Below are 13,088 nucleotides of genomic sequence, written 5' to 3'. Positions count from 1 at the left end.
ATTAGTCCAATTGCTCAGAAAGGAAGTCGACGAGCAAACGAACCTTTGAAGATAGGTTACGGTTCTGCGGGTAGAGCGCCCAGATCCCCTCTTTATCGTCTCGGTAATCGGACAGCACTTCGACCAACTCTCCAGAATCAAGGTCTTCACTCACGTAGTATTCTGGAAGTTGCACCAAGCCTATGCTCTGCTTTGCTGCATCCAATAAAGCTAAACCACTATTACACTTGATTCGCCCATTAACACGAACCGAACGAGGGCGACCATTTTCTTTAAAACGCCAGTGCTCAAAACCACCGACCAGGCATTGGTGATGGCTTAACTCTGAGAGCGTGTGCGGCTCACCATAACTCTCAATATATTTAGGACTCGCGCACACGTAGAGTTGTCGTTGGGAGAGCTTCTTTGCCACAAGACTTGAATCTTCTAAGCGACCAAGACGAATCGCCACATCAACGCCAGAATCGATAAGGTCGAGCTTTTGATTGGTCAGCATTAATTCTAGCTCGACTTGCGGGTGAAGCTTTAAGAATTGGTGAAGTATCGGGGCGAGTTGGCGTTCGCCATAGGTCACGGGCGCAGTCACCTTCAATAAACCTTTCGGTGTGGATTGCATCTGTGTTACGGCTAATTCCGCAATTTCTAAGCCCTCGACCAACAACTTACATTGCTGATAATAGAGCTGCCCGGCTTCGGTTAGAGAAACTTTACGAGTCGTTCGATTAAGTAGTTTTACCGCGAGGCGCTCTTCAAGGTTAGCCACCCGACGACTAATTTGAGCCACTGACGTAGCGAGCTTCTGCGCCGCACCAGTAAAGCTCTCACGCTCTGCTACTGCAACAAACTCACTTACCCCTTCCCAATTGGCCATGCCTTTACCTTATATTGAACGATGGTTACCCATACAGTGTATTGAAGTTACAAATTGCTGTCACCTTGCTTGATATGCTTTGCGCATAAATCTTCACCACCTACAATCGTTCAAAATCATTCCAACCAACTGCTGACATTTCTCATTATTCCTTACCGAACACTAACAAAATCGTCATCTCCCCTGACACTCCTCCTACCACTTCATTGATATGTTGGTTCTGTACCGGAACACAGGTACTTCAACACAGTAAGGTACTCCTATGAAAAAATTAATCATACTTGCATCAACTCTTGCACTTAGCACAACAGCGTTCGCAGCAACCAAAACAACGATTCAAGAAACAACGCTAAAATCTGATACATTTGTTACTGAAGCGGAAGCATACGATGCAGGAACTAACCTTATGGATGAATTAAGCGCAAAGACACCTTTTGAGCTTTCTAGAGAACTGCCACAGTTCCAACAAACAACAAAATACGATTCGTTCAAGATTGATGACGCGAACATGGAAGTGAAAAAAATCACTAACATGAACGGCGATGTTCATTACCAAGCGAACGTAAAAGTTGATTACCGTTACACATACAAAGACGGTCGCAGCAGCTAACACCGAATGATTGATTAGGTTCAAAACCGTTCACGCATTCAAAAAGAAAGCCCGCACTCATAGAGTACGGGCTTTTTCGTTAAGCGCTGATTAATGGAACCCAAACGAGCAACCATTATCAACTCATATTTGTCTACCTACTTTTGAAGGTTAAACTTCAAACTGAGACACAAGACTATCAAGCGCTTCACACTGTTCTGCTAGTGCCATACACGCGTTCTCTGCGCTACTTGCCATTTCAACCATCTGCATGGTGCTTTCTGCGATGCGTTGAACATTCTTGTTCACTTCTTCAGACACTTGAGATTGCTGAGAAGCTGCGGTGGCGATTTGTGTGTTCATGTCGTTCATCTTACCGATCGAATTACGAATCTCACTCAAAGAAGACGCCGCCGTACCTGCTTGAACAATGGTTTTCTCGCCGCTGGCTTTACTCTCGTTCATCACACCAACTGCATGTTTTGCACCTACTTCTAAGCGCTCGATCATAGATTGAATTTCGCCAGTGCTGTCTTGAGTTTTACTAGCCAAAGCGCGAACTTCATCCGCAACCACAGCAAAGCCACGCCCTTGTTCACCCGCACGAGCTGCTTCGATTGCTGCGTTTAGTGCCAACAGGTTTGTTTGCTCAGCAATGCCTTTGATCACACCAAGAATAGACGCGATGTTCTTCACATCAGTATCCAGTTCTTGAACCACTCCGCCCGCGTTCTCGATATCTTGCGCAAGGCGTTCAATCGATGTCACGGTTAAGCCGAGCGTAGTATCTGCCGACTCCACTTCATGGTTCGCCACATTACTTGCTGTCGCCGCGTCTAATGCGTTACCACTCACCACTTCACTGGTTGCTTGCATTTCATGGACGGCAGCCGCGACCACTTCACTTTCTCGCTGTTGATTAGACGAGAATTCAGCAACACTTTGCGTTAGTGATTTGATATTTTCCATCTCTGAGCGAACTGCATTCGATGTAAAGATCACTTGTTCTACCGTGACGTGGATCTTGCCAACAAACTGGTTGAAGGCAGAACTTAAACGAGCAATCTCGTCATTACCTTCTACCTTCATTCGCTGAGATAAGTCACCATCACCTGATGCGATCTCATTCATCGCTTTCTCAACGTTCTGGATTGGTTGAACGATGAAACGGTTCGACAACCACATCGCGAAAATTGCAGCAAATACAGCAACAGCCATACCCACTTCGATGATCAACTTGCTTGATTCAATAGAGTCATCGGCTTGCTGACGAAGCTCTTTCTGCTTTAGTTCAATCAACGTTCTGATATCACGCAGTTGCTTACGAATAATCGCAAACTCAGCGTCTAACGCTGGCGAGTAATCAATGTTGTATTGGTGCGCGTTCGCAGGGTCTGCAAACATAGGCTCGTGCAGCGAAACCCACTTACTCATCGCGTTAACCAGCTTTGATAGCTCACCACGAGAAGAAGGATCCAACACACCGGCTCTGTAAAGCGTTTCAACACTCTCAAAACGAGGAACCGCTTTATAAGCGTTGTCTTTAAATTCGAACTTTTGGTATTCAATCGCCGCCTGATCTTTAGCAAGCAACAGACCCTGTGCCGAAGCGATGATTTGGTAGATATCGCGGTAGCCGTCTTCTAGGTTATCTAGAACCGGTTGAACCACATTATTGAGCTCGTTATTAATCGCAGCTTGAGCATTTGATCTGATAACGTTGAGCACGGTAACGGTAGAAAAAACAATCACAATCACCAACAGCGGGATCGCGATTTTACTCTTAATCGAAAGATTATTGATATTCATTGGGATTAATAACCACACTTCAAATAGGGATGCGCGCGCAATATACAGCACACATATGAAATCTCGCTAAGCTTTTGTGAGCTCCATCTCATAGCAAACGATACCGTAAATTCGTGTGATGTTTTTTCAATCAAAGGTTAACTTTTAGCGACTAAAATACTCTCGGATTTAGACTTATTTGCCGCTGATACGCGCAAATACTGGAGAAGTGTTAGAAATAACACCATAATGTAGGGCTCTAAAATAAGTAGGTAAGAACATGAAAATTTGTGGTGTTGAAATCAAAGGTAACGATGCAGTCATCTGTCTTCTTTCTCTGTCAGACGGCGTATTTAACATTCCTGATTGCCGAGTTTCTAAGGTTGCGATTAGCGACGCAAACGACACACAGAATATGAAAGACTTTCAATTCTCTTTTGCAAAGTTAATGGAAGATTACCAAGTAGAAAAAGTTGTAATTCGCCAACGTCAAACTAAAGGCAAATTTGCTGGCGGTGGTTTCGGCTTCAAACTTGAAGCAGCAATTCAGCTAATCGACGGCCTAGATGTAACCGTTGTGTCTCCAGCTGAAATCAAAGAAAGCCTTAAGCGCAACCCTCTTATGATGAAGTTCAAAGAGACTGGCCTTAAGCAATACCAAGAAGCACCGTTTACAACGGCTTACGCTTGTTTGATGAAGCGCTAATCATCAATCGCTAGCGAAAAATTGAGTAGAAAAAGAGCCTGTATTATCAGGCTCTTTTTTGTTTTAACGATTTAAAGCCGCTTGTCTTCGCAACTTGACCAGCTCTGGCTTCTTCACCACTAGATAAACCGCAGCAGCAGACAACGCAAACCCCATTGCACCATAGATATCGAATGATTCACCGAAGATAAGCCAAGCTTGAATTGCGGTTGTTGGTGGAACGAGATAGAACACCGATGCAACACTTGAAGATGCTCCGTGTTCTACCATGTAAAGCAACAACAGTATTGCGACACAAGATAGAACGACCACCAGCCAAATCAGAGTTAACGTAAATTCTACCGTCCAGTTCACTTGCATGGTTTCGTAGCGCATTGCGAAAGGCAGAAACAGAGCTGCAGAGGCCAAGTATTGCACCATCGCACCGCCCACCATATCTGTCCCCTTACAGAAACGCTTTTGATATAAAGTGCCGCAGGTAATCCCTACCAGTGAGACTAAACATAACAGTGTCGCCAAGACTTTTTGGTCATCCGACTGCCATTCAATATTACCCATTAACACTAAACTAATACCCGCAAAACCGAGTGCCAAGCCAAGCCATTGCGCGAAGTTAAAACGCTGTGAGGTACAACTAACCATGATCAGCGCGGTAAGTATCGGTTGTAAGCCCACCAGTAAAGAGCTCAATCCAGCAGGCATCCCCATATCAATCGCCAGATAAGTACCACCTAGGTAAAAGCCGTGAATCAATATCCCGACCACACACGCATGAAAGAATGCTCGGCCACGAGGGATACGGCGTTTAAGGATTGCAATCAAAACCAAGAACAGCGCCACATTGGCTACCATCCTAAGTGAAAGTAACGTCGCGGGTTCGGCGTATTCCACACCAAGACGTGCGCCAACAAAGCCTGACGACCACAATATTACAAACACGAACGGAATCATTTTAATCAGCATTACAAACCTCTGGTCAACTCTTCATCAATGCTGTTACCTTAGTTGGGTACAGATAACTAATAAAGATACAGACATAACACTTTAAATGGTTACAGATTGAGTGTGAGCTATGAGGGAGAACAACGTGAAAGCAGAAGTCAGCGGCAATAAATATCTCGCTACCGAACAACATATTAAGGCTCAGATCGATAAGGGGCTCTTTCACCCAGACGATCGACTCCCCTCGATCCGCCAGTTAAGTGAACAATTAGGTGTCAGCAAAAACACCGTGATTCGAGCCTATCAAGAATTGGAGGCTACGGGTTGGGTTTACTCGGTTCCCAAGTCCGGTTATCGCGTTAAAGCACCGAACACGACAAGCTGGGATGCGCCCAGCCAACCACAAAAAGTTGACCTCTTATCTGTCACCAAATCGGTACTCTCTCGTCCGAAAGGTCGTATGAAGCTATTGGCTGGATCAGCTCATCCAAATATCAACAACCCTGCTATTCGGAGCTTGTACGCCGAGATCGGTCGTCACAGTCGTTTGCAAACTCAGCTTCCTGGTTATTACCAATTACCCCCCGGTGACGAGCAATTAGTAAAACAATTGTTAAAGATCACCCATGATCTGGGCGTACCCGCAGGATCGAAAGAGATTGCGATTACTCACGGTGCACAACAGGCGATCAGTTTAGCGTTACGAGCATTAACCAAGCCGGGTGACATCGTGGCGGTAGAGTCACCGTGTTACTTTGGTAACTTACTGTTACTTGAATCACTGGGTTTACAAGCACTTGAAATACCAAGCAGTGTTAGCCACGGAATCGATATTCCTTCACTACAAAGCGCCCTAGATAAATGGGAAGTGAAAACGCTACTTTTGACACCCAACTTTACCAACCCGACAGGCTCAAGAATGCCTTTAGCCAATCGAAAAGCGCTGTTAGAAATAACCGGATCTTTGCCAATTATCGAAGATGATGTGTTCGGTAGCTTGGCGTTTGATGCACCGATTGCGAGCTTAAAAGAACTGGATGACCAAGACCGAGTGATCTACGTGAACTCACTATCCAAGACTTTGGACTCTCGCCTTCGTGTCGGTTGGTTGCTTTCAGGGCGCTATCAGCCCTTAGTCGAGAAGTATCTGCTATGCGATAACATGGGCAGCTCGAACCTCATGCAATCCGCGGTCGGCCAATTTCTCACGACAGGCAAATACCGCAGCCATTTATCCAAAATGAAACGGCTCTATCAAACCAATCAAAAACAGTTTCAAAGCCTATTAATACAAGCTTTGGATAGCTACCCACATCTTGTCGGGCGCTACCACTTATCCAAACCTGAAGGATCATTTCTCAACTGGATAACACTGCCAGAATCGGTCGACAGCTATGCCGTTTATCAAGATTGCTTAAAACATAAACTGGGAATCTTACCCGGCACTGTGTTTGGCACACACGACCAATACAAACACTGCCTGCGCTTCACTGTCGCCAACATCGAAGAGAGCAAAGATTGGAAAGAAGGAATTGTGACGCTGGCGAAGTTGATCGCGAAGCATGCACGTTAACTGCTTAGCCAAAACAAACTAGATCCTAAATACAACAAAGCCCCACTCAATCGAGCGGGGCTTTCTTCATTCTTGCCTCTGACTTAATCAAAAGTAGATTAACCTTCCCAAGCAAACTGTTCGAATACTTTGTCTACAGGTGTTTGAGCAACGTGGTTTACGTAGTTACTGATCACTTTCTGTGACAAGCCAAGAATCACTTCTAATACTTGTTGTTGACCGTAACCCGCTGCAAAGAATGCTTCCATTTCGTTTGCTGGCACATTACCGCGATTGCGAACCATACTTAGCGTGAAGTCGTGCAGTGCTTGTAACTTTTCAGTTGGCATTGCAGTGCGATTACGCAGTGCTTCAGTGATCGCAGGATCAACCTTCATTGAGTGTGCAATGCCTGTATGCGCAGGTACACAGTAGTGGCATTCGTGTTCAACGTTAATGGTTTGCCAAACAACCGTAAGCTCTTCGGCATCAAAAGATGAGTCGTTAAAAAGCTGATGAAGCTCTCTGTAGGCTTTCAAAGTATTTGGAGACTCGGCTAGCACACCAAACAACCCCGGTACTCTCCCCATCTGTTTTTTCGCGCCCTCAAGAATGAGTTTGCTTTGTTCTGGTGCTGACTCTACTGAGTGAATTTTGAAATTGCTCATCGTTCTATTCCTATCAATTCTGATGCTAAATTTTGTCATTTACGGAGATTTAGTGACCGCTCTCCGTTGGTGTGAAAACAATATAAACCAAAATAGAACGGTCGTTCAAGTTATATTTTGAACAATCGTTCAAAATAAATATCGAGGAATGAATTAAAAGGGAGAATAGACTATTTAAAATCGGGTTATTGTTAACTTATCCTTTTGATTAAAAATAAAAAAAAGCCCATCAAGTGAAACCTGATGGGCTTTCATTCATTTAAGATTTTATTTTTGAGCGACTACCAGTATTTGGCATGAGCCAAAGCTTCAACACAACTCGACTGTTCACTCGCCACTTTAATCTCACCGCCAATCAGCGATTGAGCTATCCAACCGTGAGGGTAGCTCAAATTGAATGGTGCTGGGATCTGTTCAACAGTGATTTGCTCAAAGCCAACTCTTGAATAGTAACTAGGATCACCGTATGTCACAGCAAGCTCAACACGCTGTTCCTTCAGAGTCTGTAAGCCGAAGTTAATCAACTTTTGGCCGATCCCACGCTTTTGAACCTGAGTACTCACCGCTACTGGTGAAAGCAAATATGCCTTGGTTTCATCGTCAAATGAAAGCGGAGTAAAAATAATCGCGCCTACAATTGTGCTGCCAGATTCAATAGAATCATCTTCCGCGACAAAGCAAAGTAGCTCTGTCGAATCTGTGGTCGTTAAAAGATCGTTGGCAAGCTTACCCACTGTTTTACCTTCGTTCTCGCCTTCTGAATCGGTAAAGGTTTGAGTAAAAAGTTGAGTGATCGTTTCGATCTCGCTTGAATCATGGTGTCTAAATTTCATGGTGTTCTTCACTTACTGTACTTTCTTCAACACGAAGAAGTGATAATCAAAATCACGCTTAGCTGAGCCTTGAGAGCCTTCGAAAGATTCGCTCTTAAGCCTGCTGTTATTGAAGAATTGTTGAATTTCATTGTCGCAATCTGCGAGCGCTTTTGAGTTTGACATCGATGCTTTCAAAGACTCGACTTGCTTTTGCAAAGGTTGATAATAGGCAAGCCACCCTTCATCGCTCATCGCAAAGTCACCCAAGACTTGATACCCCGCCACCTTTGCATATTTGATACGTTCAGCTACCGTGGTCATATCTGGATACTCTTTCTGCCAGAACGCTTTGATTGATTCGCTTGGGTTCTCTGTGTTCCAGACCAAATCATTCACAACCAAGGTGCCATCATCGGTAAGTAGCTTCCGCCACTGCTTTAATGCCTTCTGAACACCCATGATGTAAGCGCTGCCTTCTGACCAAATCAGGTCGAACGACTTAGCTTCAAACGGCAAATCCATCATGCTTGCGCACACGGTTTGAACATTACTTTCTAATCCAGATGCTTGTGCTTGCTGAGTTAGAATGTCCAAACTCGGTTGATCATTGTCGACCGCAATAATGTGTACATCAGCTTGGTGCTTTTTGATGGCTTTCGCTAACACATTGGTCGCGATACCTTTGCCACAACCTATCTCAAGTACACGCTTTGCAGAAATAGGAACTTGTGCCAATGCCGCTAAAGTATCTTCAGCCGTTCCAGGTCCTAAGCGCTCTAAGCCCTCAAAGATAGCGCCAAAGTCCGCCATGTATTGCTCATGTTCATTCATGTCTTTCGATAACCACTTCAATCGCAAAGCCTGTTTCTCATCAAAGCCCTGCTTAATTAACCAATCGAGGTGTGCATCGGGCGCAAGCTTGTCCATCGACTCATGCCACTCTTCTAAACCACCTTCCCCCAGCATTGCTGCCAGTAGGTCGCGTGAGCGTTGCTTTTGAACGAGTTCTTCATCCAACTGCTTAAGGCGATTTTCTAGCAAGTTGCGTTCTATCTTTGCATCTAGACAAGCTTGGCACTCTTTGAGCGTCAGCCCACCCGCTTGCAATTGCTGTAACAAGCGAACACGTTGTAGATCCTTTTCAGAATAAAGACGATAGCCATTGCTCTGGCGTTGAGCTTCAATCAAACCTAGCTTGCCGTAATACAGCAATGTGGAGCGACTCAACCCGACTAAATCAGCCAGTTCAGAGATACGATACATGCACTTCCCCTCTCATTTCGGTAGCAAAGATAAACTATGAAGCTATAGTCAGGTCAACAAACTTTTAGACATTTATTTTGTCTTTCCCTTCTTTGCCTTCAAATTGGTAAAGCTCTCTGAGTGTGTCTTTTAACCATAGAACGATTGGGTTGTAGGCATTGCGCTTGTGCCAAATCATGGTGAAGGGAATCAGCAGCTTATTGGCACTCTCTTCATCTAAAGGGATGGGTAAGCAAGTAAGGTTGGGGTGAAGTTGCTCTGCGTAACGTCGACAATAATTAGGCGCAACCGTCGTCATGGTGTGATTGGATTGAGCCGCCATAAACAAAGACTGCTCAAAGCCAGCTAGAGTTAGAGCAATGTTTCGGTCTAGTTGGAGGTCGGTGAGCACTTCATCCAGCGCCCACGTTTCACTTTTTTCCCAAACTATATTGATATGAGGGTATTTGAGGAAAGCCTCAAGGTTCCACTCTTCCTGTAAGGCAGGGTGATCTTTTCTTAGATACACCACTGGCATGTCGTGGAATAGCACCTCGAAGTCGATGAAGTATGGTAGCGCGTCTAGAGACTCTTTTGATCGTGGGTGGCTTTCTCGCCCTGAAAAGCCAATATCAGACTCACCACGCACGATAGAGTCAATTGAATCGTAATCCCAGTTGCGCATTTTGATCTTCGCATTCGGATAGCGTTGATACACGCTTTGCGTCAGCTCGTTAAGCATGATCAGTGACAGAGGAGATTCTGCCTCTAGATTCAATCGCACATCTCTCGGCGCTTCGTCACCACGAGTCGTAAGAATCTGACTGCCAATCTGTAGCCAATCTTGAAGATCTTTCACCATACTTAGTGCAAGCGGTGTCGGCGTTAGACCTCTTGGTGTTTTCACAAACAGAGGGTCATCGAACCAGTCTCGAAGCTTGGTCAGTGATTTACTCACTGTTGAAGGCGTAACGTTAAGCTTTTTGGCTGCTTTTGAAACACTCAGCTCTTGCAGCAACAATTGCAGAGTGAACAATAGATTCAGATCAAGACGGGCTAGTGGCTTCTTCATAATCACTTTTAACTTGGGAAGGACCTACCCATAGTATTAGAGCAATACTGATAACTCCACCAGCAGCCAGTATAAATACCAACATATTCAATACACTGAATCCGATAGCGCCCATCAACCAGATAAACAGTGCCGACGTGCACACCTGAGAAACGCCCAATATCGAGCTCGCGACACCTGCTCGTTGTGAATAACAACTCAATGCTTGGCTCATCGCGACACCAAAACCTAGCGAGAAACCACCACACACAAAAGCAAAGCCTAGCAGGGTTACATAATGCCCTAACCCACCATCAATCGATGCAAGCAACAAAATAGCTGCAATAACAAAGCACGTTTGAGATGTCAGCATGAGGCTTTTCTGCTTAAACACATTCAGTGCAAACGGCGCTGAAAACGACACCAACATACTGACTAATGCTGTGAGAGCCATGGTATAGGAGTATTGACCACGGTCGAAACCAAGCTCAGTCATGATCAGCATTGGAGACACATTCACGTAAGTCAGAATCGCCGTCACGCCCAAACTAGTCATGATCATTCGGCTGATAAACAAGGGTTCCTTGAAAGTTTCGGTTGAAGATGATTGATACACGGAAGCCTCTGTTACTTCTGAACCTTTGCTATTCGGCTTAGTTTCTCTTAGTACTAACACCGACAACAAACACACCACAACTCCCATACTTGCCATGGTCGTGAACAGACTCGGCCAAGGGTACACCGTCATGATGAGGTGGCCGATCACAGGCGCAAGCACTGGCACTATGCAGGTAATGCCATTCATCATCGACAACACCTTGGCGCGCTTTTGGTCGTCTAACACATCTCGCAAAATGGCGAATGCCACTACATAACATGAACCCGCACCAACACCTTGGAAAAAGCGTACCGCTAGAAACGGTTCCGCGCTAGTCACGACTCCACCTAACATCGAAGAGATAGCAAAGACAATCGCACCGAAAATAGCGACAGGCTTTCTCCCTACATTGTCGGCAAATTTACCTGCGAACAGCATGGTAGTTGCCATGCCCGCAAGATAGATAGAAAACGCCACATGGAGTTGCGCCTCCGAGGCATTTAAATCAGCAGCGATTTGAGGCAAGCCAACCAAATACAGATCAATCGCTGTTGGATATAAGAGAACAAGCGCGAAACTACAAAACAGAAAACGATACATAACACCCCCACATAATTGATGTGAGGATAATAAGAGCGAAACGCCAAACTACCGAGTGGCATCTACGACAACGGATCTTTCCATTTACGACAAACCCTCAGTATGTGGAAAAGGCGACAGATAACAATGAGCGAAATAAGCAAGGTTTTGACTCAATTCTGCTGAAATTAAGACACCGATTTATCAGCTATAAACCGCTGCCTATTCATCGGCGAACAATTTACAAAGGTTATCAGAACGCTAAAACAAGTCACCAAGTGAATACTTAAATTAACCACTCATATCCAACGCAAATTCCTGCTTAAATTTTTTAGAAAAATTCAAAAATAATTAGAATTTAACCCCTAACTTTACTGAGTAATTTGTTAGGCTTGGCAACAAATATTTACAATCCAACAAAAAATTAATTGGATACTTTGAGGTTGCTTTCTTGAATATGAAATTATTCGGCAGTTCTTTGATTCTTTCAGGAACTGCATTAGGGGCTGGCATGCTTGCTATTCCCATGGTGTTGGCCCAATTTGGCTTCATGATCAGCTCAGTGCTGATGCTACTTATCTTTATCGGCACCACTTACTCTGCACTCCTACTGGCAGAAGCGTGTACCAAAACTAAAGACAACAGTGGCATGAGCAGTGTTGCTTACCTCACTCTGGGCAGCAAAGGTAAACACTTTATCAATGCACTCTTTTACCTGCTGCTGGTATGCATGCTCATCGCTTATATCTTGGGCGTGGGTGACATCATCCATAAGCTACTGCTCGACGTCGGCGTGAACATCTCTGCTTCTGCTGCTTATACCGTTTTCAGCCTATTTATGGGCGTGATTGTGGTAGCGGGTAAGTCTTATATCGATAAGTTGAACCGTGGCCTATTCATCATGATGGTGGTGATGCTGTTTATTGTTATTGCCTCTCTGTTCAGCAATATTCGTCTTGATTATCTAACTCAAACTAGCCAATACACGGCCAATGATGTGGTTCAATACAGCGCGGTTATCTTCACCAGCTTTGCCTCTATGGTGGTGATCCCGTCACTGGTTATCTACAACCGTGAAGCGACTCAAAAGCAGATCCGCAATATGATTCTGCTTGGCTCAGTGATTCCGCTCGTGTGCTACCTCACTTGGTTATTCGCGATTATCGGTAACCTTGGTACAGACGCGATCAGCCAGTTCCACAACATTTCTGAGCTGATCTCTGCGTTTAGCGGGCAGTCTGCTTGGTTGAAAGTAGTGATTGCTCTGTTCTCAGCACTGGCATTGGTGACTTCTTTCCTTGGCGTGTCCATGGCGCTGTATGACCAAAACAAAGACGCGGTAACCAACAACAAGCTAATGGCTTACGCTCTGACCTTTGTACTGCCTTTGGTATTGGCTGAATTGTTTGCTAGCCAATTCGTAAGCATGCTCGACTATGCTGGCATGGTGTTGGTGTTCCTAGCTATTTGGGGACCACTCGCAATGGTAGTTAAGGTTCGTAGACCTGACTTCCCTCACCTACAAACCGAGGGCTGCTACACGGCAGCCGGTGGCGATACGGCACTAATGGCGACATTCGGCTTTGGCGCGTTAATTTTCGTGTCTTGGTTTATGGGCTAGAGCTTATAGGTTAGCCCAAACATTGCCATAAAAAAGCCCGTAAATCTCAGGATTCACGGGCTTTTT

At 45.0% G+C, this 13,088-nt stretch carries 12 protein-coding genes; 4 read left to right on the top strand and 8 right to left on the bottom strand.

Going from position 1 to position 13,088, the window contains the following annotated elements; all coding sequences use genetic code 11:
* Position 1 precedes the first annotated feature (1 nt).
* Positions 2-871, bottom strand: coding sequence for a LysR family transcriptional regulator (locus FLM53_RS17350; RefSeq protein WP_176678838.1), 870 nt, complete (start codon positions 869-871; stop codon positions 2-4).
* A 262-nt stretch (positions 872-1,133) separates the two neighbouring features.
* Between FLM53_RS17350 and FLM53_RS17345 the strand changes: the two genes are divergently transcribed.
* A complete protein-coding gene (locus FLM53_RS17345; protein ID WP_176678839.1) occupies positions 1,134-1,481 on the top strand; it encodes a DUF3316 domain-containing protein in 348 nt (115 codons plus the stop codon).
* A gap of 150 nt (positions 1,482-1,631) precedes the next feature.
* On the opposite strand, the gene FLM53_RS17340 is transcribed toward FLM53_RS17345, so the two are convergent.
* Positions 1,632-3,269, bottom strand: coding sequence for a methyl-accepting chemotaxis protein (locus FLM53_RS17340; RefSeq protein ID WP_176678840.1), 1,638 nt, complete (start codon positions 3,267-3,269; stop codon positions 1,632-1,634).
* Positions 3,270-3,528: 259 nt separating this feature from the next.
* On the opposite strand from FLM53_RS17340, the gene FLM53_RS17335 reads away from it, so the two are divergent.
* Positions 3,529-3,954, top strand: coding sequence for a DUF3010 family protein (locus FLM53_RS17335; protein ID WP_017061669.1), 426 nt, complete (start codon positions 3,529-3,531; stop codon positions 3,952-3,954).
* Positions 3,955-4,017: 63 nt separating this feature from the next.
* Here FLM53_RS17335 and FLM53_RS17330 read toward each other — a convergent pair whose 3' ends face one another.
* Positions 4,018-4,917: a DMT family transporter gene (locus FLM53_RS17330; protein ID WP_176678841.1), complete on the bottom strand. Its 900-nt coding sequence runs from the start codon at positions 4,915-4,917 to the stop codon at positions 4,018-4,020.
* A 124-nt stretch (positions 4,918-5,041) separates the two neighbouring features.
* On the opposite strand from FLM53_RS17330, the gene FLM53_RS17325 reads away from it, so the two are divergent.
* Positions 5,042-6,469 carry a PLP-dependent aminotransferase family protein gene (locus FLM53_RS17325; RefSeq protein ID WP_176678842.1) on the top strand — a complete coding sequence of 476 codons (1,428 nt, stop codon included), beginning with the start codon at positions 5,042-5,044 and terminating at the stop codon, positions 6,467-6,469.
* A 98-nt stretch (positions 6,470-6,567) separates the two neighbouring features.
* Here FLM53_RS17325 and FLM53_RS17320 read toward each other — a convergent pair whose 3' ends face one another.
* The 5 genes from FLM53_RS17320 to FLM53_RS17300 all read right to left on the bottom strand — a co-directional run bounded on the left by FLM53_RS17320 (position 6,568) and on the right by FLM53_RS17300 (position 11,422).
* Positions 6,568-7,116 carry a carboxymuconolactone decarboxylase family protein gene (locus FLM53_RS17320; RefSeq protein WP_176678843.1) on the bottom strand — a complete coding sequence of 183 codons (549 nt, stop codon included), beginning with the start codon at positions 7,114-7,116 and terminating at the stop codon, positions 6,568-6,570.
* A gap of 281 nt (positions 7,117-7,397) precedes the next feature.
* A complete protein-coding gene (locus FLM53_RS17315) occupies positions 7,398-7,961 on the bottom strand; it encodes a GNAT family N-acetyltransferase (RefSeq protein ID WP_176678844.1) in 564 nt (187 codons plus the stop codon).
* Positions 7,962-9,194: a methyltransferase domain-containing protein gene (locus FLM53_RS17310; RefSeq protein WP_176678845.1), complete on the bottom strand. Its 1,233-nt coding sequence runs from the start codon at positions 9,192-9,194 to the stop codon at positions 7,962-7,964.
* Positions 9,195-9,258: 64 nt separating this feature from the next.
* Positions 9,259-10,245 (bottom strand): HTH-type transcriptional regulator YidZ, encoded by a 987-nt coding sequence (gene yidZ / locus FLM53_RS17305; RefSeq protein WP_176678846.1) that lies wholly within the window; start codon positions 10,243-10,245, stop codon positions 9,259-9,261.
* Complete coding sequence (locus tag FLM53_RS17300) at positions 10,220-11,422, bottom strand: MFS transporter (protein WP_176678847.1); 1,203 nt, start codon at positions 11,420-11,422, stop codon at positions 10,220-10,222. Before FLM53_RS17300 ends, yidZ begins: the two co-directional genes overlap by 26 nt.
* Positions 11,423-11,858: 436 nt before the next feature.
* Here FLM53_RS17300 and FLM53_RS17295 point away from each other — a divergent pair, with 436 nt between their 5' ends.
* A complete protein-coding gene (locus tag FLM53_RS17295) occupies positions 11,859-13,022 on the top strand; it encodes an amino acid permease (protein WP_176680043.1) in 1,164 nt (387 codons plus the stop codon).
* Positions 13,023-13,088: the final 66 nt, after the last annotated feature.

The sequence above is a fragment of the Vibrio sp. Scap24 genome, from assembly GCF_013394185.1.
Lineage (GTDB): Bacteria > Pseudomonadota > Gammaproteobacteria > Enterobacterales > Vibrionaceae > Vibrio > Vibrio pomeroyi.
Note: the sequence above shows the minus strand (reverse complement) of the source record. Positions and strands in the feature narration are given on the sequence as shown.

Coding starts and splice junctions, on each gene's coding strand:
- FLM53_RS17310 (WP_176678845.1), bottom strand. CDS start 9,194: ATGTATCGTATCTCTGAACTGGCTGATTTAGTCGGGTTGAGTCGCTCC.
- FLM53_RS17320 (WP_176678843.1), bottom strand. CDS start 7,116: ATGAGCAATTTCAAAATTCACTCAGTAGAGTCAGCACCAGAACAAAGC.
- yidZ (WP_176678846.1), bottom strand. CDS start 10,245: ATGAAGAAGCCACTAGCCCGTCTTGATCTGAATCTATTGTTCACTCTG.
- FLM53_RS17295 (WP_176680043.1), top strand. CDS start 11,859: ATGAAATTATTCGGCAGTTCTTTGATTCTTTCAGGAACTGCATTAGGG.
- FLM53_RS17350 (WP_176678838.1), bottom strand. CDS start 871: ATGGCCAATTGGGAAGGGGTAAGTGAGTTTGTTGCAGTAGCAGAGCGT.
- FLM53_RS17330 (WP_176678841.1), bottom strand. CDS start 4,917: ATGCTGATTAAAATGATTCCGTTCGTGTTTGTAATATTGTGGTCGTCA.
- FLM53_RS17340 (WP_176678840.1), bottom strand. CDS start 3,269: ATGAATATCAATAATCTTTCGATTAAGAGTAAAATCGCGATCCCGCTG.
- FLM53_RS17345 (WP_176678839.1), top strand. CDS start 1,134: ATGAAAAAATTAATCATACTTGCATCAACTCTTGCACTTAGCACAACA.
- FLM53_RS17300 (WP_176678847.1), bottom strand. CDS start 11,422: ATGTATCGTTTTCTGTTTTGTAGTTTCGCGCTTGTTCTCTTATATCCA.
- FLM53_RS17335 (WP_017061669.1), top strand. CDS start 3,529: ATGAAAATTTGTGGTGTTGAAATCAAAGGTAACGATGCAGTCATCTGT.